Annotated in this window: 19 protein-coding genes; 2 read left to right on the plus strand and 17 right to left on the minus strand. The window is 60.9% G+C overall.

The annotated features are described in order from the left end of the window. Positions 1-116 precede the first annotated feature (116 nt). The 14 genes from J3P81_RS17285 to J3P81_RS17350 form a co-directional block, all read right to left on the minus strand. Positions 117-755 carry a TetR/AcrR family transcriptional regulator gene (locus tag J3P81_RS17285; RefSeq protein WP_039593659.1) on the minus strand — a complete coding sequence of 213 codons (639 nt, stop codon included), beginning with the start codon at positions 753-755 and terminating at the stop codon, positions 117-119. A 383-nt stretch (positions 756-1,138) separates the two neighbouring features. Beyond that, a complete protein-coding gene (locus tag J3P81_RS17290) occupies positions 1,139-1,933 on the minus strand; it encodes a TatD family hydrolase (RefSeq protein ID WP_434560004.1) in 795 nt (264 codons plus the stop codon). Positions 1,934-1,944: 11 nt separating this feature from the next. Then, positions 1,945-2,301 carry a PilZ domain-containing protein gene (locus tag J3P81_RS17295; protein WP_186611513.1) on the minus strand — a complete coding sequence of 119 codons (357 nt, stop codon included), beginning with the start codon at positions 2,299-2,301 and terminating at the stop codon, positions 1,945-1,947. A gap of 40 nt (positions 2,302-2,341) precedes the next feature. Further along, positions 2,342-3,328, minus strand: a complete 987-nt coding sequence (locus J3P81_RS17300; protein ID WP_434560006.1) for a DNA polymerase III subunit delta' — start codon at positions 3,326-3,328, stop codon at positions 2,342-2,344. Further along, positions 3,321-3,953, minus strand: a complete 633-nt coding sequence (gene tmk / locus J3P81_RS17305; RefSeq protein ID WP_434560008.1) for a dTMP kinase — start codon at positions 3,951-3,953, stop codon at positions 3,321-3,323. The genes J3P81_RS17300 and tmk overlap by 8 nt, the downstream gene beginning before the upstream one ends. 20 nt (positions 3,954-3,973) lie before the next feature. After that, positions 3,974-5,134: an endolytic transglycosylase MltG gene (mltG, locus tag J3P81_RS17310; RefSeq protein ID WP_434560010.1), complete on the minus strand. Its 1,161-nt coding sequence runs from the start codon at positions 5,132-5,134 to the stop codon at positions 3,974-3,976. A 3-nt stretch (positions 5,135-5,137) separates the two neighbouring features. Continuing rightward, positions 5,138-5,953, minus strand: coding sequence for an aminodeoxychorismate lyase (pabC, locus tag J3P81_RS17315; protein ID WP_434560012.1), 816 nt, complete (start codon positions 5,951-5,953; stop codon positions 5,138-5,140). After that, a complete protein-coding gene (gene fabF, locus J3P81_RS17320) occupies positions 5,953-7,197 on the minus strand; it encodes a beta-ketoacyl-ACP synthase II (RefSeq protein WP_109754384.1) in 1,245 nt (414 codons plus the stop codon). Before fabF ends, pabC begins: the two co-directional genes overlap by 1 nt. A gap of 108 nt (positions 7,198-7,305) precedes the next feature. Then, entirely contained in the window at positions 7,306-7,542 is a 237-nt protein-coding gene (gene acpP / locus J3P81_RS17325; RefSeq protein ID WP_003175607.1) for an acyl carrier protein, read from the minus strand. Positions 7,543-7,732: 190 nt separating this feature from the next. Next, positions 7,733-8,476, minus strand: coding sequence for a 3-oxoacyl-ACP reductase FabG (fabG, locus tag J3P81_RS17330; protein ID WP_420767185.1), 744 nt, complete (start codon positions 8,474-8,476; stop codon positions 7,733-7,735). 15 nt (positions 8,477-8,491) lie between these two features. Then, positions 8,492-9,430, minus strand: a complete 939-nt coding sequence (gene fabD / locus J3P81_RS17335; protein WP_434560014.1) for an ACP S-malonyltransferase — start codon at positions 9,428-9,430, stop codon at positions 8,492-8,494. Between the two features lie 123 nt (positions 9,431-9,553). Beyond that, positions 9,554-10,564: a phosphate acyltransferase PlsX gene (gene plsX, locus J3P81_RS17340; RefSeq protein ID WP_434560016.1), complete on the minus strand. Its 1,011-nt coding sequence runs from the start codon at positions 10,562-10,564 to the stop codon at positions 9,554-9,556. 4 nt (positions 10,565-10,568) lie between these two features. Next, positions 10,569-10,751 carry a 50S ribosomal protein L32 gene (gene rpmF / locus J3P81_RS17345; RefSeq protein ID WP_003179396.1) on the minus strand — a complete coding sequence of 61 codons (183 nt, stop codon included), beginning with the start codon at positions 10,749-10,751 and terminating at the stop codon, positions 10,569-10,571. A gap of 13 nt (positions 10,752-10,764) precedes the next feature. Next, a complete protein-coding gene (locus tag J3P81_RS17350) occupies positions 10,765-11,292 on the minus strand; it encodes a YceD family protein (RefSeq protein ID WP_003204262.1) in 528 nt (175 codons plus the stop codon). A 105-nt stretch (positions 11,293-11,397) separates the two neighbouring features. Between J3P81_RS17350 and J3P81_RS17355 the strand changes: the two genes are divergently transcribed. Then, on the plus strand, positions 11,398-11,976 hold the full coding sequence (locus J3P81_RS17355) for a Maf family protein (protein WP_420767182.1): 579 nt from the start codon (positions 11,398-11,400) through the stop codon (positions 11,974-11,976). Between the two features lie 42 nt (positions 11,977-12,018). On the opposite strand, the gene J3P81_RS17360 is transcribed toward J3P81_RS17355, so the two are convergent. Genes J3P81_RS17360 through rluC form a run of 3 tightly spaced genes read right to left on the minus strand, consistent with a single transcriptional unit; the run spans position 12,019 to position 14,637 of the window. Next, positions 12,019-13,008, minus strand: a complete 990-nt coding sequence (locus J3P81_RS17360; protein ID WP_434560018.1) for a S49 family peptidase — start codon at positions 13,006-13,008, stop codon at positions 12,019-12,021. Between the two features lie 20 nt (positions 13,009-13,028). Beyond that, entirely contained in the window at positions 13,029-13,691 is a 663-nt protein-coding gene (locus J3P81_RS17365) for an HAD-IA family hydrolase (protein ID WP_420767180.1), read from the minus strand. Continuing rightward, positions 13,681-14,637 carry a 23S rRNA pseudouridine(955/2504/2580) synthase RluC gene (rluC, locus tag J3P81_RS17370; RefSeq protein WP_434560020.1) on the minus strand — a complete coding sequence of 319 codons (957 nt, stop codon included), beginning with the start codon at positions 14,635-14,637 and terminating at the stop codon, positions 13,681-13,683. Before rluC ends, J3P81_RS17365 begins: the two co-directional genes overlap by 11 nt. A gap of 699 nt (positions 14,638-15,336) precedes the next feature. Here rluC and rne point away from each other — a divergent pair. Next, positions 15,337-18,528, plus strand: coding sequence for a ribonuclease E (rne, locus tag J3P81_RS17375; RefSeq protein WP_434560022.1), 3,192 nt, complete (start codon positions 15,337-15,339; stop codon positions 18,526-18,528). Positions 18,529-18,860: the final 332 nt, after the last annotated feature.

The following is an 18,860-nucleotide window of genomic DNA, read 5'->3' on the forward strand; positions in this document are numbered from 1 at the left end:
ATCGAGCCCGTGAAAATTGACCTAGAAATCAAGTTTTCGCAAGACCCAAGCCCGAGTATATTCCTGGGGCACTCCGCCATGTAAGCGGACATGGCGCAATTAAGCAGCTGAATGCCTCAACTGCTCGGCGTATCCGTGTCGCGCTTGCGCTTGTTTCCCATGCGCACACCGATATCCATCAGGAATTGGAAAAAGCCTTCCTGGTCTTCCAGCACATTGCTCCAGAACGGCGAGTGGTACAGCGCCACCGCGCCGTGCACCAGCGCCCAGGCAGCGCAGTAGTGGAAATACGGCGGGACGTCTTCAAGCTTGCCTTCGCTGATCCGGCCCTTGATCAGCAAGGTCAGGCGATCGAAATTCGAGGCGCGGATCTTGTGCAGCTCCTCGACCATTTCCGGCACCTGGTTGCCCTTGACCACCTTTTCTTCCAGGCGATCGAACAAGCGGTAACGCTGCGGGTCGCGCATGCGGAACTCGAAGTACGCTCGGGACAGCGCTTCCTTGTCCTTGTCGACATCGGCCGAATGCAACAGCTCGTTCAAATCCCGCTCGTAATCGAGCATCAGCCGCAGGTAGATCTCTGCCTTGGACTTGAAGTGTTTGTAAATCGTGCCTTTGCCGATACCCACGGCATCCGCAATCATCTCGACGGTGACGCTGTCTTCACCCTGATCGAGGAACAACTTGAGCGCGGTGTCGAGAATTTCCTGCTCGCGGCGACGAAACTCACGGACCTTACGAGGTTCTTTGTGCATAAGAAAAAGGTCTGAAGGGTCAAAATTCGAAGCCGGGTATTATGCCTAACTTACGCAAAAATGCACGGATCATCCGCGCACGGCCACAGTTCTTCACAAAACGGTGCGACCCCAGCTCCTCAGTTGGTAAGCGCGGACCCGCCTGGGCAGGCTTTGCCGGCAATGAGAACTTATCCGAAGCGAACGTATTCCAAATTTGTTTAAAAACGACCTCGGTCAAACTGGACTCATCGCCAGACTGATCAATACTTGAACTGTCGGCACGACATCTCCCCCAAGTGACGCGCCGGTAAAGGTACCAACGGACCGCGTGCCTTTGTTTTACTCCTAATGGTCTTAACCCGGATTCACCCCCCAGAACCCGGGTTTTTTTTGCCTCGATTTCAGGCTCTTGCCGTACGGACCCGAGCCAACGGGAACAGCCGCTTGAAATTTTCGGTGGTTTGCTCCGCGAACCGGTCGTACGGTTCCCCCCGCAGCATCGCCAGGTATTCGGCAACCTCCCGGACATACTGCGGAAGGTTGGGCTTGCCACGATAAGGGATGGGCGCCAGATAAGGCGAGTCGGTTTCCACCAACAAACGATCGGCTGGCACTTTGCTTGCGACGTCGCGCAGGGCGTCGGCATTACGGAACGTGACGATGCCGGACAAGGAAATGTAATAACCCATGTCCAGGGCAGCCTTGGCCATATCCCAATCCTCGGTGAAGCAATGAAGCACACCGGCGTGGGGCAGCGCCGCGTCCCGCAGCAATGCCAAGGTATCGGCCCGCGCGCCACGGGTATGGATGATCACCGGCTTACCGGTCTGCCTGGCGGCCTCCAAGTGCAACCGGAACGACGCCTGCTGGACTTCGGCGGCCTCCGGCTCGTAGTGATAGTCGAGCCCGGTCTCGCCGATAGCCACGACTCGCGGATGATCGAGTTCGTGCAACAGCCAATCCAGGGCCGGCGTGGCATCGGGCTGCACATCCAGTGGATGGATGCCCACCGAACAATCGACGTCTTCGTATCGTTCAGCCAGGCGCTTGACGTCGGCGGCGTTGTCGGCGCTGACACCGATGCAGAGGAAATGCCCCACCCCTCGCTGGCGCGCCGCATCCAACGCGGCGTCGAGGGATCCGCTATGGGCGGCGAGGTCAAGGCGATCGAGGTGGCAATGAGAGTCTACGAGCATAAAGGGCCAGGCTACATCGTATGGGTGGGACGGTCGGACTTGAGCGTTCCGGCCAGGTGGGTTTCGATCTGGTTGCGAGCCGAGTTGTCGCCTTCGTTGAACTGCACGCCAACGCCGGCGGCCCGGTTGCCCTGGGCGCCTTTGGGAGTCATCCAGATCACCTTGCCGGCGACCGGGATTTTTTCCGGTTCGTCCATCAGGCTCAGCAGCATGAACACCTCGTCGCCCAGGCGATAATTCTTGTTGGTGGGAATGAACAGGCCGCCGTTTTTGATAAACGGCATGTAGGCCGCGTAGAGCACCGACTTGTCCTTGATGGTCAGGGACAGAATGCCGTTGCGTGGTCCGGGACTGACAGGTTCGTTCATGCTGGTCTCCGCTGCGATTGAGCTGAGTCTAGTGCCTCTGTCAGGTACGACCAGGCAAACTCGCCCATTGCACCAACAGCGCCTCCAACAGCAATACGCGATTGAGGTTGGCCTTGCTCAACACCTTCTGACGTTGGGCAAGAATCCAGTCCTGGATGTTCAAGATTTTGTCCTGGCTGCTTTTTTGCGCCAGGTATTGGATGACTTTACGCATGTCGGTCAATCCGAGGCCGGCTTCGTCCTCGGTAAGCTGATAACGCAGGATCAGGCTCGACCAATCGCAGAACCAGTCAAACAACAGCAACAGGGGAATGGCGTTCCAGCCTTCGGCCAGTTGCGTTGGAGATTGTTGCTGCTTGAGCAGCTTCTTCACGCCGTCCACCACCAACGCCCGCTGCTCGCGCACGCCTTGGGCCTGCAGGCTGACGGCCGCCAGCGGCGAACCGGCGGCCAGGGTCAGCAGTTCGCCACGTTCCTCATCGGTGCTGTCAGGCATGGCCTGGGCGAGCCATTGCAAACTCATCGCCTGGCTGGGCAGCGGGCAGGCCTGCTGCACGCAGCGGCTCTTGATGGTCGGCAGCAAACGGCTCGGCTGATGACTGACCAGCAACAGGACGGTATCGCCGGAAGGCTCTTCGAGGCTCTTGAGCAAAGCGTTGGCGGCGTTGATGTTCATTGACTCAACCGGCTCGACCAGCACGACTTTGCGCCCGCCCATTTGCGAGGTCTGGACCACGAAGCTGACCAAGTCACGGACCTGGTCGACCTTGATCGCTTTGTCCGCTTCTTCAGGTTCCAGCACGTAATTGTCCGGATGACTGCCAGCCTTGAGCAGCAGGCACGATTTGCATTCCCCGCAGGCATTCGTGGCCGTCGGGGCCTGGCACAAAAGGCTCGCCATCAGGCGCTCGGCCAACGCCCGCTTGCCGATACCGGCCGGGCCATGCAACAGGTACGCGTGGGCATGCTGCGTGCGGCCGGCCAGTTGCTGCCAGAGACCGTCCTGCCAGGGATAGGCTTCAGCCACGGGCACGCTCCAGCAACCCGGGCAACACCGCATCCAGCGATTGCTGGACCTGGGTCAACGGCTGCGCGGCATCGATCAACAGGTAACGCGTCGGATCGGCCTTGGCTCGCTCGATGAAGGCGTTGCGCACGGCATTGAAGAACGTTGCCCCTTCAAGCTCGAAGCGATCCAGCCTGCCACGAGCGCTGGCCCGCGCCAGGCCGATTTCCACCGGCAGGTCGAAAACCAGGGTCAGGTCCGGCCGCAGGTCGCCCTGGACAAACGTTTCCAGCGCAGCGATACGCTCGACGGACAAGCCTCGGCCACCACCCTGGTAGGCGTAAGTCGAATCGGTGAAGCGGTCACAAAGCACCACGGCTCCTCGGGCCAGCGCCGGTCGAATCACTTCGGCCAGGTGCTGCGCCCTGGCAGCGAACACCAACAACAACTCAGCGTCAGGGTTCATGACTTCTTCAAGGGGCGCCAGCAACACCTCGCGAATCCGCTCGGCCAGCGGCGTACCGCCCGGCTCGCGGGTCAAGACCACCTCGATGCCGGCGGCCTGGAGGCGTCCGGCGAGGTATTCGCGGTTGGTGCTCTTGCCGGCGCCTTCCGGGCCTTCCAGCGTGATAAACAAACCAGTCACGGGGCGATCCTTAGTCAAAGTCATTGCGGGTTCGGTGGCTCACTGGCATCCGGTTCGGGGGCCGGATCCTGAGGCGGCACCTGGGGCCCGTCTTGCGGCGCGGTATCAGGTGACGCGGCGGGAATCGGCGCCGAATCTTCAGGTGTGGCCGGGGCCGGGCTGGAGCGGTAGTCGGCGCGACGTTTGAGCTGGTATTCCCGCACCGCATTGTTGTGCGACTCCAGATCATCGGAAAACACATGGCTGCCGTCGCCCCGCGCAACAAAGTAAAGGCTGTTGCCGTCGGCCGGGTTCAATGCTGCGTGAATCGCCTCGCGCCCGACCATCGCGATAGGCGTAGGCGGCAGGCCCGGCACCAGGTAGGTGTTGTAGGGATTGGGTTCTTTCAGATGGGAACGGGTGAGCTTGCCGGTGTAGCGCTCCCCCAGGCCGTAGATCACAGTGGGATCGGTCTGCAGCAGCATGCCCAGGCGCAGGCGCCGCACGAACACCCCGGCAATCTGACCCCGTTCCTGGGGCACACCGGTTTCCTTTTCTATCAGCGAAGCCATGATCAATGCTTGATAGGGTTGGGTGTAGGGCACGTCGGCGGCCCGTTGCGCCCATTCCTTGGCAAGCACATCATCGAGCCGCTCGTAGGCTTTCTTCAGCAGGTCGGCATCCGATGTACCGCGCACGAATCGGTAGGTGTCCGGAAAGAACCGACCCTCCGGAAATACGCCGGAATGGCCAAGGCGATCCATGACCTGGCTATCACTCAGGCCGGCGAGCGTCTGCTCGAGCTTTTCATCCTTGGCCAACGCCGCGCGCACCTGGCGAAAGTTCCAGCCCTCCACCAGCGTCACGCTGTACTGCACCACTTCACCGCGCTTCCAGACGCCGATCAGGCCTTCCATCGTCATGCCCGGCACCATCCGGTATTCACCAGTGTGCAACGGCTGGCCGGCAAGATTGAAACGCCAATAGACGCGCAGCCAGAACGCATCCTTGATCAGGCCATCGGCTTCGAGACGATTGAGGGTTCCGGTCGGCGTGGTCCCATTGGGCACATCCAGCAACTCTTCCTGGGTGATGTTCAACGGCTGCTGCAGCGCCGAATGAATTTTCCAGGCCGAAGCGCCCAACAACAGCCCTGCCAGAACCAGTCCGGTCTCCAGCAACAACAAGAATTTACGTCTCACGAATCAAGCATCCAATAGCGCACGGGCAAGGGCCTGCAGTTTACGGGTGAGCGGGCCAACGGGCCAGCGCGCCGAACCGCACCCGCGTACCGGCCACACGCCATAAACGCTGTTGCAGACCATGACTTCATCGGCCTGGTGCAGCTGTTCGAGGCTGATGTCGGTGATTTGCGTGGCGATGCCTTGGGACTTGGCTTGAAACAATAATTCGGCGCGCATCACACCGGCCACGCCACAACGGCTCAGGTCCGCTGTGAACAGAACGCCATCGCGCACCAGGAACAGGTTGCTGAAGACGCCTTCGATCACCCGTCCGGACGTATCAAGCATCAATCCCTCGGCATGCTCGATGTCGCGCCACTCGGCGCGGGCCAGCACTTGCTCCAGGCGATTGAGGTGCTTGAGGCCGGCGAGCAAGGGCTGTTCGGACAAACGCACGGTGCAGGGGAACATTTGGATGCCTTGTTCGGCATGGGTGGCGGGATGAGCAGCCGGCGGGCCTCCTTGCAGAATACGCCTGGCCGGACTCGACGGATCGGCCGCATAACCACGCAGGCTGTTGCCCCGGGTCACGATGAGTTTCAGCACGCCATTGCCCAGGCGCTGGGCATAGGCGCTCAGCTCAGCACCCAGCACGCTCAAGTCGACGTTGAACGCCAGACGCTGGCAACCGGCCTCCAGACGCTGCAGGTGGCGTTCCAGCAGTACAGGTGCGCCATTGCGCACGGCGATGGTCTCGAACAGCCCATCGCCATAAGCCAGGCCGCGATCTTTCAGCGACAGGACGTCTGCCGGCTGACCGTCGACCCAGCTTTCCATCAACCGGCGAACCGGCGGAACACCAGCGATCCGTTGGTTCCGCCAAAGCCGAAGGAGTTGGACAACACCACATCGATGTCCATGCTGCGGGCCGTATGCGGCACGAAGTCAAGGTCGCAACCTTCGTCCGGCTCATCGAGGTTGATGGTCGGCGGCGCGGTCTGGCTATTGATCGCCAGTACGCTGAAGATGGCTTCCACCGCCCCCGCCGCACCCAACAAGTGACCGGTCATGGACTTGGTGGAACTGACGGCCAGCTTGTAGGCGTGCTCGCCAAACACCGTCTTGATCGCCTGGGCTTCCGCGAGGTCACCCGCCGGGGTCGAAGTGCCGTGGGCGTTGATGTACTGGACCTGCTCGCCATTGATCTTCGCATCACGCAAGGCATTGGCAATGCAGCGGGCAGCACCAGCGCCATCGGCCGGTGGCGACGTCATGTGGTACGCATCGCCGCTGGTACCAAAGCCGATCAGCTCGGCATAAATGGTCGCACCGCGAGCCTTGGCGTGCTCCAATTCTTCGAGCACCAGCGCACCGGCGCCGTCGGACAGCACGAAGCCGTCGCGGCCCTTGTCCCAAGGCCGGCTGGCCCGTGCAGGCTCATCGTTGCGGGTCGACAGCGCGCGGGAGGCGCCGAAACCGCCCATGCCCAGACCGCAGGCCGCCATTTCGGCGCCGCCGGCGATCATCACGTCGGCTTCGTCGTACATGATGTTGCGCGCGGCCATGCCGATGCAGTGGGTGCCGGTGGTGCACGCCGTGGCGATGGCATAGTTAGGCCCCTGTGCACCGAGGTGGATGGACAGGAAACCGGAAATCATATTGATGATCGAGCCCGGCACGAAGAACGGAGAAATCCGTCGCGGCCCCGAATCATGCAGCGTGCGGCTGGTTTCTTCGATATTGGTCAAGCCACCAATACCTGAACCCATTGCCACGCCGATGCGCTCGCGGTTGGCGTCGGTGACTTCCAGGCCGGCGTTACGCACTGCCTGAAAACCGGCAGCCAAGCCGTATTGAATGAACAGGTCAAGCTTGCGAGCTTCCTTGACCGACAGGTATTCCTCGACATTGAAGCCCTTTACCGAGCCGCCAAAACGGGTGGAATAGGCAGAAAGGTCGGTGTGTTCGATCAGACCAATGCCACTACGGCCAGCCAGAATGCCCTGCCAGCTGCTCGGCACATCCGTGCCCAGTGGCGACAACATACCCATACCGGTGACTACGACGCGTCTACGCGACACAGCACTCTCCTTTTTCAAATGACGACTTTGCATCAGGCCTAAAGAAAAAACCGCACGCCGTGATGGCAGTGCGGTTTTTCCATGACAGCTAGCGACGACTGAATACGATTACGCCTGGTGGCTGGTAACGTAGTCGATAGCAGCTTGTACAGTAGTGATCTTTTCAGCTTCTTCGTCAGGAATCTCGGTCTCGAATTCCTCTTCCAGAGCCATCACCAGCTCAACGGTGTCAAGGGAGTCGGCACCCAGGTCTTCAACGAAGGAAGCGGTGTTCACAACTTCTTCTTCTTTAACGCCCAGTTGCTCGGCAACGATTTTCTTGACGCGCTCTTCGATGGTGCTCATACCTTGTTTTCACTCCTAATGGACAAATTCAGGCAGCTGGCCGGTGGGTAAGTGTATAGAAAGACTTTTCGGTTTTTCAACCGAAAGCTTCACTCCTCGAACCTGGGGCCCGCCGCCTATAAATAGATTGCAGCTTTATAACGGATTTTAGACAGCTCGTATGACATTTTTTTGAAGCAATCCGTCACATTTAACTCATGTACATCCCGCCGTTCACCGGGATTGTAGCCCCAGTCACGTATGCCGCACCGTCCGAAGCAAGAAAAGCGACCACGGACGCGATTTCTTGAGCTTGCCCCAGACGACCCAGCGGAATCTGTGTCAACAAGGCTTCACGCTGCGCTTCCGGCAGTTCACGGGTCATGTCGGTGTCGATGAAACCCGGTGCGACCGAGTTTACCGTAATCGAGCGCGAACCGACTTCTCGTGCCAGCGCACGGCTGAAACCTTCCAGACCGGCCTTCGCTGCAGCATAGTTTACTTGGCCTGCGTTGCCCATGGCACCCACAACCGAGCCGATACTGATAATTCGGCCCCAACGAGCCTTGGTCATGCCACGCAGGACGCCCTTGGACAGCCGGTACAGGCTGTTCAAGTTGGTATCGACCACGTCGAACCACTCGTCATCTTTCATGCGCATCATCAGGTTATCGCGGGTGATACCGGCATTGTTGACCAGGATCGCCGGCGCGCCGAACTGCTCCTGAATGCTGGACAATACCGCCGCAACAGACTCATCGCTGGTCACGTTGAGCTCAAGACCGGTGCCCTGGATGCCGTTTTCCTTCAAGGTAGCGGCGATACGCTCGGCGCCCGAAGCGGACGTCGCGGTGCCGACAACGATGGCGCCTTGGCGACCCAGTTCCAGGGCGATGGCCTGGCCGATGCCGCGGCTTGCACCGGTCACCAGTGCAACTTTACCTTGCAGACTCATGCAAGCTTCTCCTGTTCAGGCTTGCGCTGCGCGAGCGGCAGCGAAAGCGTCTGGGGTGTTGAGGTTGGAAGTGGACACGCCTTCGGCGCAGCGCTTGTTCAGGCCTGCCAGCACTTTGCCAGGACCGCACTCGACCAGTTCGGTCGCACCCTTGGCTGCCAGCGTCTGGACCGATTCAACCCAACGAACCGGCTTGTAGAGCTGCTCCAGCAGGTCGCGCTTGAGGATTTCCAGGTCTGCTGCGACGTTGGCGCTGACGTTCTGCACCACGGGAATCTGCGGAGCCTGCCAGTCGATGGCGGCGATGGACTCGGCAAAACGCTCGGCGGCTGGACGCATCAGCTCGCAATGCGACGGCACACTGACCGGCAACGGCATGGCGCGCTTGGCACCACGGGCCTTGCAACCCTCGATGGCGCGCTCGACGGCGGCCTTGGCCCCCGCGATGACCACCTGGCCCGGGGAGTTGAAGTTGACCGCACTGACCACATCACCCTGAGCCGCTTCGGCACACGCTGCCAACACGTCGGCGTCTTCCAGGCCGAGGATCGCGGCCATGCCGCCCTGCCCGGCCGGAACGGCTTCCTGCATCAATTGGCCACGACGTTCCACCAGCTTCACCGCGTCGCCGAGACTCAGGCTACCCGCAGCCACCAGGGCGCTGTATTCGCCCAGGCTGTGACCGGCGACAAACGCCGGGCGCGCGCCGCCCTCGGCCAACCATAGGCGCCACAGCGCAACGGAGGCCGTCAAGATTGCCGGCTGGGTTTTATCGGTTTGATTGAGTTGCTCTTCCGGCCCTTGCTGGGTCAGTGCCCACAAGTCGTAGCCGAGTGCATCGGATGCTTCTTTGAATGTTTCGAGGATCAGCGGGTATTGCGCGCCCAGCTCGGCCAGCATGCCGAGGGACTGCGAGCCCTGTCCTGGAAAGACGAATGCGAGGGAAGCAGACATGAAAACAAAGCCCCTAATGATCTTGTCGTCAAAAATTGACGCCCCTGGGGGCGCTAGGAAACTGACAGTTGGATGACGGCTTGAACCGACCGGTCACATTTAAGCATTGTCGGACGAAAACGCCTAAGTTAACAAATCCTCGAGGCGCCCATGAAGGCGTTCCGGCAGGTTTTCCTGGATCTCGATCACCGCCCGGTTGATGGCGCTTTGAAACCCCTGCACCCCGGCCGAACCATGGCTCTTGATCACGATACCTTGCAGCCCCAGGAAACTTGCACCGTTGTGCCGCGCCGGCGCCAGGTCCGCCTGCAACCGACGCATCAACGGCAGCGCGAGCGCACCCACCACCCGCGAGGCCAAACTCTGCTTGAACAACGCCTCGATGCGCTGCCCGATCATGGTGGCCAATCCCTCGCTGGACTTGAGCAGGATATTGCCAACAAAGCCGTCACACACCACCACATCGGCCTCGCCGCGATACAAGCCATCACCTTCGACGAATCCGATGTAATTGATGCCCGGTGCATTTTGTAACAAAGTCGCCGCCAGCTTGACCTGCTGGTTGCCCTTGATCTCTTCGGTGCCAATGTTCAGCAGCGCCACGCGAGGACGCGCAATGCCAAGGGTCTGCGCCGCAACCGAACCCATCACGGCGAATTGCAGCAGGTGCTCGGCGCTGCAATCGACGTTCGCGCCCAGATCAAGCAATTGGCAGAACCCGCGCTGGGTCGGGATCGCCGCCACCATTGCCGGACGATCGATGCCCGGCAACGTTTTGAGCACGTAGCGCGACAGCGCCATCAGCGCCCCGGTATTGCCTGCACTGACGCACGCCTGCACCTTGCCATCGCGCAACAACTCCAGGGCCACCCGCATCGACGCGTCAGGCTTGCCGCGCAGGGCCTGGGCTGGCTTTTCGTCCATGGCGATGATTTCGGACGCGGGCATGATCGACAGGCGCGCGCGATCCGCAGCCGATTGGCCGCCGAGCAGTTCTTCTAGAAGGGAGGGTTGACCGACGAGGGTCAGGTGCAGCGAGGGCGTGGCACGCAGGCAAGCAAGGCTGGCCTGGACAATGCTGCGGGGACCGAAGTCCCCGCCCATTGCGTCAATCGCGATGACTTGAGCGGACAAGTGATTACTCGTCAGCGCCCTTGTCGATCACTTTACGGCCACGGTATACGCCTTCTGGCGATACGTGGTGACGCAGGTGAACTTCACCAGTGGTTTTTTCTACAGACAGGGTGCTAGCCTCGAGAGCGTCGTGCGAACGGCGCATGTCACGGGCAGAGCGGGATTTTTTGTTCTGCTGAACAGCCATAATTGATTAACTCCTAAACGTTTGGGTCACGCTTTAACTGCGCCAATACACTGAACGGGTTGGACCGCGTTACCTCGTCCTCGCTCGGTTCGGGCTCATCTGCTCCCGCCGGCTGCTGGCATTCTTCCGGATGATGAGCAGGCACAATGGGCAAGGCGAGCAAAAGCTCCTCCTCGATCAGTGACTGCAGATCCAAAGGATCTTCGCCCAGTTCCAGCACGTCATAACCTTTCGGCAACGACTGGGTATTCGCACCCTCCTTCACCACCGCGTAACTGCATTCGCTGTGGATCGGCAGGGTGACCAGCTCAAGACAACGCTGGCAAACCATTTTGACTTCAGTGTCGATAAAGCTGTGGATTACCACAGATTTACGTTCATCTCGTTCAAAAACGAATTTGGCCTGGACCGTACCGACATCGTCGGAAAGCGGGTCGCAGAGTCTCTTCAAATCGGCCAGCAGCAGTTCACCTTGGAGGGTGGTGCCACGATCAGCCAATTTGCGCGGGTCAACGTGAGGTGGAATCGGGTCATTCAACATAGGCGCAGCATTATAGGGATGCACCGGGCCATGTCAAAGGAAATTCAGCCCTGTCCGTCACTTGCGTGCCTGGCTAGAATCCTTCCCTGCCCATCGGAGATAGCCATGCTGCCCTTATTACTCGCTTCAAGCTCGGTTTACCGCCGGGAACTGCTGGCCCGCCTGGGGCTGCCATTCGTCTGCAGTTCGCCGGACATCGACGAAAACCGTCACGCCGACGAACCTGCGGCCCAACTGGTAAAGCGCCTGGCCCGGGAGAAAGCCCTGGCACTCGCCGATAGCCACCCAGGCCACCTGATCATCGGCTCGGATCAGGTCGCCGTGCTCGGCGACCGCATTCTGGGCAAGCCTCACACATTCGAAAATGCCCGCGAGCAACTGATGGCCGCCAGCGGCGCCAGAGTGACATTCCTGACCGGCCTGGCCCTGCTTAACAGCCAGACCGGCAGATGCCAGGTCGACTGCGTACCCTTCACCGTGAATATGCGGGCATTGGATCAAGCTCGCGTAGAGCGCTATCTGCGCGCCGAGCAGCCGTACGACTGCGCCGGCAGCTTCAAGGCCGAGGGCCTGGGCGTAAGCCTGTTCCAGAGCACCGAAGGCCCGGACGCCACAAGCCTGATCGGCCTACCGCTGATTCGCCTTGTGGATATGTTGCTGGCTGAGGGCGTGCAGGTTCCCTGAAACCCCAGACAACCCATTTGTGGCGAGGGGCCCCGCCAGAGCCTAGCGCAACGCCGGCCCCTGGAAGCCCATCCACATCGCCAAGTGCTCAGCGATGCTCGCCCCCAACTTCTTGGAGAAGCGATCGAACGGCGATTCTTCGATAGTGAAATCCACCAGGTCTTTCTGACCGATTACATCCCGAGCCACGGAGCTGGCACTGCCCAGGCCATCGATCAAGCCCAGCGGCAGAGCCTGCTCGCCAGACCAGACCAGCCCGGAAAAAAGCTCCGGATGCTCCTTGTCTTTCAAACGCTCGCCCCGACCCTTCTTGACGCTGGCGATGAATTGCTTGTGAGTGGTGTCCAGCACGCCTTGCCAGAATGCGGTTTCCTCCGGCTTTTGCGGCTGGAACGGATCAAGAAACGATTTATGCTCGCCTGAGGTGTAGACCCGCCGCTCCACGCCCAGCTTCTCCATGGTGCCGACAAACCCGTAGCCGGCCGCCGTTACACCAATGGAGCCTACCAGGCTGGCCTTGTCGGCGTAGATCTGGTCCGCCGCACTGGCGATGTAGTAGGCCCCGGACGCACCGAGATCGGCGATCACCGCGTAGACCTTGATGTCTGGATGCAACCCGCGCAACCGAACGATTTCGTCATAGACGTAACCCGACTGAACCGGGCTACCGCCCGGGCTGTTGATGCGCAACACCACACCCTTGACCTTTGGATCCTCGAACGCCGCCCGCAGGCTGCCGACAATATTGTCCGCGCTTGCAGGTTCCTTGTCGGCGATCATGCCTTCGATGTCGATCAGCGCCGTATAAGCCGAGCCGCTCACGGCCCCCTTCTCTATGCTCATCAGCGGCGTAAACAGCATTAGCGCGACAAAGAGATAGATGAACGTCAGCAGCTTGAAGAAAATCCCCCAGCGACGGGACCGGCGCTGCTCCTGGACGCTGGCCAGCAACGTCTTTTCCAGCAGCTTCCAGCTTTTATCGTCACCGCTCTCGGCGCTCGCCTTGGCCGGTGCCTTCCATTCATCCGTCATGCATGTATCTCCATCAGAACTTAATCGGCACGCTGGCTCAACCAAGCGTGCAATTGCGCAAAATGGTCGATCGCCAGGCACGGCTCGAAGGCCTTAAGCGCCTCGATCGTCTGCGCGCCATAGCTGACAGCCACCGACCCCATGCCTGCGTTACGGGCCATTTGCAGGTCGAACGATGAGTCGCCGACCATCAGCGCCTGGCCAGCGGACACATTGCAATGAGCCAGGATCTGCTCAAGCATCAGTGGATGTGGCTTGCTCGCCGTTTCATCCGCGGCACGAGTGATATCGAAATAATCTTCCCAACCATGCGCCTTCAATACCCGATCCAGCCCACGCCTGGCCTTGCCGGTCGCGACCGCCAGCCGATACCCCTCTTCCCGCAAGGCCCCGAGGGTTTGCACCACGCCGTCAAACAGCGGCGAAGGCTCGGCTTCCAGGGCAATGTAGTGATCGGCGTAGTGCTGGCGAAAAACGATCAGCTCTTGATCATCGATTTCCGGGTACAGGCTGCGAATCGCCTCCGGCAAGCCGAGACCGATGATGCCTTTTACCGCGAAATCATCCCGCCGGGGAAACCCCGTGCGATCCGACGCAACGTGCATCGCATCCACGATCCGACCGATGGAGTTCGCCAGAGTGCCATCCCAATCGAATATGAGCAGCTTGTAGTCAGGATGCACTCAACCGCTCCACGGTCTTGGCCCACATGTCATCCACGGGAGCCTGCAGCTTCAGCTCGCCGCCGTCAGGCAACGGCACCGTCAACATATAGGCATGGAGAAACAGGCGTTTGCCGCCCAAGTCACGGATTTCCTTGGTGAAATCGTCATCGCCGTATTTGCTGTCGCCGGCGATGCAGTGCCCGGCATGCAGAGTGTGCACGCGGATCTGGTGGGTACGCCCGGTGACCGGCTTGGCCTCGACCATGGTGGCAAAGTCGCCGAAGCGTCGAAGCACCTTGAATACGGTCAGCGCTTCCTTGCCTTCCTCGTTGACCTCCACCATGCGCTCGCCTGAACGCAGGTTACTCTTGAGCAACGGGGCGCGGACCTGCTTGACAGAGGTCTCCCAGCGGCCACGCACCAACGCCATGTAGCGCTTGTCGACGCCATCGCCGCGCAATTGCTCGTGCAGGTGGCGCAGCATGCTGCGCTTCTTTGCGATCATCAGCAGGCCGGAGGTGTCGCGGTCGAGACGATGGACCAACTCCAATTCCTTGGCGTCCGGACGCAACTGACGAAAGGCTTCGATCACACCGAAATTAAGGCCGCTGCCGCCATGGACCGCAATACCCGCAGGCTTGTTGACCACGATCAGGGCCTTGTCTTCGAAGACGATGGCAGCCTCCAGGCGTTGCAACAGGCCCTGGGCCAAAGGCACCGGCTCGTCACGTTCCGGCACGCGAACCGGTGGTACACGCACGACATCACCGGCCTGCAGCTTGTATTCGGGCTTGATCCGACCTTTGTTCACCCGCACTTCGCCTTTGCGCAAAATGCGATAGATCAAGGTCTTGGGCACACCTTTGAGCCGGGCAAGGAGAAAATTATCGATTCGTTGGCCGGCATATTCCGGCGAGACCTCGAGCAGTTGAACGCCAGGGGTCGAAGGGGCAGTAGTCGTCATGGCGGCGATCATAACAATTTTTTATGGAATTGAAGCACTTAATCATTGCTGCTATAGTCGCGAACGCCGCCAAAAGTGGCTGGACAGCGGACTAACGGTCAAAAACCGGCCCTGACCAACGCAATTCACGAGGACGAGAGGCCGTCCTACGGGGTTCTTGCTACGTAACGGCAGAGTTTGCAGGTGCAACGAGCGCAGGTGACATGAGGCCTGAAATACGCCGCAAAGCAGAGTTCTGACTCGCCTTGCGCGCCACATTCACGGCCAGTTCACAAAGTGCAGTCACCCGGGAACGACCCCGAGCGAGAGCTTCGGAAACAACGCCTAAATTAGCCATGATGCGTGACTTCCCCTTTCGGAGCTCACGGTAAATGCCAACCCGCTGCGGATTCTGCGCGCGGCAGCACCCGAACTATCAGGGATACGTGTAGGGTGGAGATGTACAACCGTCGGACTGTGTAGCACTAGGCTTATATTTAGACGCTTCATCTCGTCCACAGGCGCCGGTTGATTCCTCCTCCTGACTGAGTGCTTGAGTACCAGCAAGCAGGACGCGTCCGTCGCGACTTCGCCATCATTGGGTCGAACTCGCTGGACACTGGAATGGCCCCGCCATTTCCAGGACGCACCTGACACCGACCGTGAGAAGTCGTGTGTGCCGAACGCCGTTTCCGGCAGCCCGGAAACCGACGGTACTACATGAAAAGAATGCTGATTAACGCAACTCAACCCGAAGAGTTGCGTGTTGCACTGGTAGACGGCCAGCGCCTCTACGACCTGGATATCGAATCCGGTGCACGCGAGCAAAAGAAGGCCAATATCTATAAAGGCCGGATTACTCGCATCGAACCAAGCCTTGAGGCTGCCTTTGTCGATTTCGGCTCCGAGCGCCATGGCTTCCTGCCCCTCAAAGAAATCTCCCGCGAATACTTCAAGAAAGCCCCTGAAGGCCGCGTCAACATCAAGGACGTGCTGAGCGAAGGCCAGGAAGTCATCGTCCAGGTTGAAAAAGAAGAACGTGGCAACAAGGGCGCCGCCCTGACCACCTTCATCAGCCTCGCTGGCCGTTACCTGGTCCTGATGCCGAACAACCCACGCGCCGGCGGCATCTCCCGCCGCATCGAGGGCGAAGAGCGCAACGAACTGCGTGAAGCCCTCAACGGCCTGGTAGCCCCCGCCGACATGGGTCTGATCGTGCGCACTGCCGGCCTGGGCCGCAGCAGCGAAGAAATGCAGTGGGACCTCGACTACCTGCTGCAACTGTGGACCGCCATCAAAGAAGCATCGCTGGATCGCTCCGCGCCGTTCCTGATCTACCAGGAAAGCAACGTGATCATCCGCGCCATCCGCGATTACCTGCGCCAGGACATCGGCGAAGTATTGATCGACAGCGTCGAAGCCCAGGACGAAGCCCTGACCTTCATTCGCCAGGTGATGCCGCAGTACGCCAGCAAGATCAAGCTCTACGAAGACAGCGTTCCGCTGTTCAACCGCTTCCAGATCGAAAGCCAGATCGAGACCGCCTTCCAGCGCGTCGTCGAGCTGCCGTCCGGCGGTTCCATCGTCATCGATCCGACCGAAGCCCTGGTGTCCATCGACATCAACTCGGCGCGCGCCACCAAAGGCAGCGACATCGAAGAGACAGCCCTGCAGACCAACCTTGAAGCCGCCGAGGAAATCGCCCGTCAGTTGCGCCTGCGCGACATCGGCGGCCTGATCGTCATCGACTTCATCGACATGACCCCGGCCAAGAACCAGCGCGCCGTGGAAGAAAAAGTCCGTGAATGCCTGGAAGCCGATCGCGCCCGCGTACAGGTCGGCCGTATCTCGCGCTTCGGCCTGCTGGAAATGTCCCGTCAGCGCCTGCGTCCATCCCTGGGCGAAAGCAGCGGCATCGTTTGCCCACGCTGCAGCGGTACCGGCATCATTCGTGACGTTGAATCGCTGTCCCTGGCGATCCTGCGCCTGATCGAAGAAGAAGCCCTGAAGGACCGCACCGCCGAAGTTCGCGCCCAGGTGCCGATCCCGGTCGCTGCGTTCCTGCTCAACGAAAAACGCAACTCGATCACCAAGATCGAACTGCGCACCCGCGCCCGCATCGTGATCCTGCCGAACGATCATCTCGAGACGCCGCACTTCGAAGTGCAGCGCCTGCGTGATGACAGCCCGGAAGCCCACACCAACCAGTCCAGCTACGAAATCGCCGCTGCCGCTGCCGAAGTGGAAGACATCCAGCCGGCCGCCGCCACTCGCACCCTGGTTCGCCAGGAGGCAGCGGTCAAGACCGCTCCGGCCCGCGCCAACGCTCCGGTTCCGACCGAAGTGACCGCTCCGGTTGCCGCCCCGGCCGCCGCCCCGGAACCGAGCCTGTTCAAAGGCCTGGTGAAGTCGCTGGTCAGCCTGTTCGCCACCAAGGAAGAGCCGGCTGCCCCGACCGTCGTCGCCAAGCCCGCCGCTTCCGAGCGTCCGGCCCGCAACGAAGAACGCCGCAACGGTCGCCAGCAGACCCGCAACCGCAACGGTCGTCGCGACGAAGAGCGCAAGCCGCGCGAAGAACGTGCCCCGCGTGAAGAGCGTGCGCCACGTGAGCCGCGTGAAGAGCGCCAACCTCGCGAAGCCCGTGAGGAAGCGCCGGCCGTAGCCCGCGAAGAGCGCGCACCGCGTCCGCCGCGTGAAGAACGCCAACCGCGTGCGCCGCGTGAAGACCGCAAGCCTCGCGGCGAGCGTGAAGAACGCGTTCGCGAACTGCGAGAGCCATTGGATGCGGCCCCGGCCGTTGCCGCCGCCGTCGCTGAAGAGCGTCCGGCTCGCCAGCCTCGTGAAGAGCGCGCACCGCGTCCTCCACGCGAGGAACGCCAGCCACGCGCCGAGCAGGCAGCCGCCGCTGCCAGCGAAGAAGAAGTGCTGAACACCGAAGAGCAGTTGCAGGAAGACGGCCAGGACACCGCCGAAGGCGATCGTCCACGCCGCCGCTCCCGTGGCCAGCGTCGTCGCAGCAACCGTCGTGAGCGTCAGCGCGACGCCAATGGCAACGTGATCGAAGGTTCGGAAGAATCCGAATCCACCGAGAACGCCGAAACGCCAAGCGCTGCTGACCTGGCCGCTGGCCTGGCGGTCACTGCGGCAGTTGCCAGCAGCGCGATCAGCGCCCCGGCCGAAGCCCAGGCAAACGAGCAGGCTGAACGTGCCACCGCTGCGGTGGAAAACGCGCCGGTTGAAGCGCCTGTGGTCGAATCCTCTGCCCCGGTGGAAGCTACCGCTTCACCTGAAGTGGAACTCGCACCGGCATCCGAAGCCCAGCCTGAAGTTGAAGTCGCCGCCGAGCCTGCGCCGGTCGTCGAAGCACCCGTTGTTGCTGCCGAGCCGGTTGTCGAAGCACCGATCGAGGAAAAGGCGCCAGAGCCTGCCCGCGAAGAGCAGACTGCGTTCAACTGGACCGCGGAGCCAGCCGCAACGGCCGCCGTTGTCGAGCCTGAGCCGACGCCAGAGCCGGTGAAAGCGGCCGAGCCAGAAGTGGTCGAACCTGCTCCAGTGGTCGAAGCGCCCGTGGTTGTCGAAGCACCGGCCCCGCTTGAAGAGCCTGCCCCTGTCAGCGCCTTGACTCCGAACGGTCGCGCTCCAAACGATCCGCGCGAAGTTCGCCGCCGCAAGCGTGAAGCCGAGCGTCTGCAGAAGGAAGCCGAACAAGCTGCCGCTGCCGCCGCCCAAGCCCCTGCTGCCGAGCCCGCTCCGGCCGTGGAAGAAGTCGCCGAGGCAGCTCCTGCCCCGGTCGCCGAAACCCCGGTTGAACCGGCTCCGACGTTTGACGAACCTCAGCACACCGCTGAAGAAGTCGCACCGCGTCACACTGAAGCGCTGGAAAAAGAGCACGAGCCTAAACCTCACGCTTAATCCCACCGCCAAGTAAAAAAGCCCCGCCTGGTTATGCCAGGCGGGGCTTTTTCATGCACGCAGATATACAAACACATCCCTCTCGCGATGGCGCCGGCTCAGCTTGCAACCATGGTGGATGCCAGACGGCTATCGCGAGCAAGCTCGCTCCCACAGGGGATTCGGGCCGGCCTCAGGATTCATATCCACTGAAGATCCAATGTGGGAGCGAGCTTGCTCGCGATGGCGCCGGCTCAGCTTGCAACCATGGTGAATGCCAGACCGCTATCGCGAGCAGGCTCGCTCCCACAGGGGATTCGGACCGGCCTCAGGATTCATATCCACTGAAGATC

The sequence above is a fragment of the Pseudomonas sp. R1-6 genome (assembly GCF_051132115.1).
In the GTDB taxonomy this organism is placed as follows: Bacteria; Pseudomonadota; Gammaproteobacteria; order Pseudomonadales; family Pseudomonadaceae; genus Aquipseudomonas.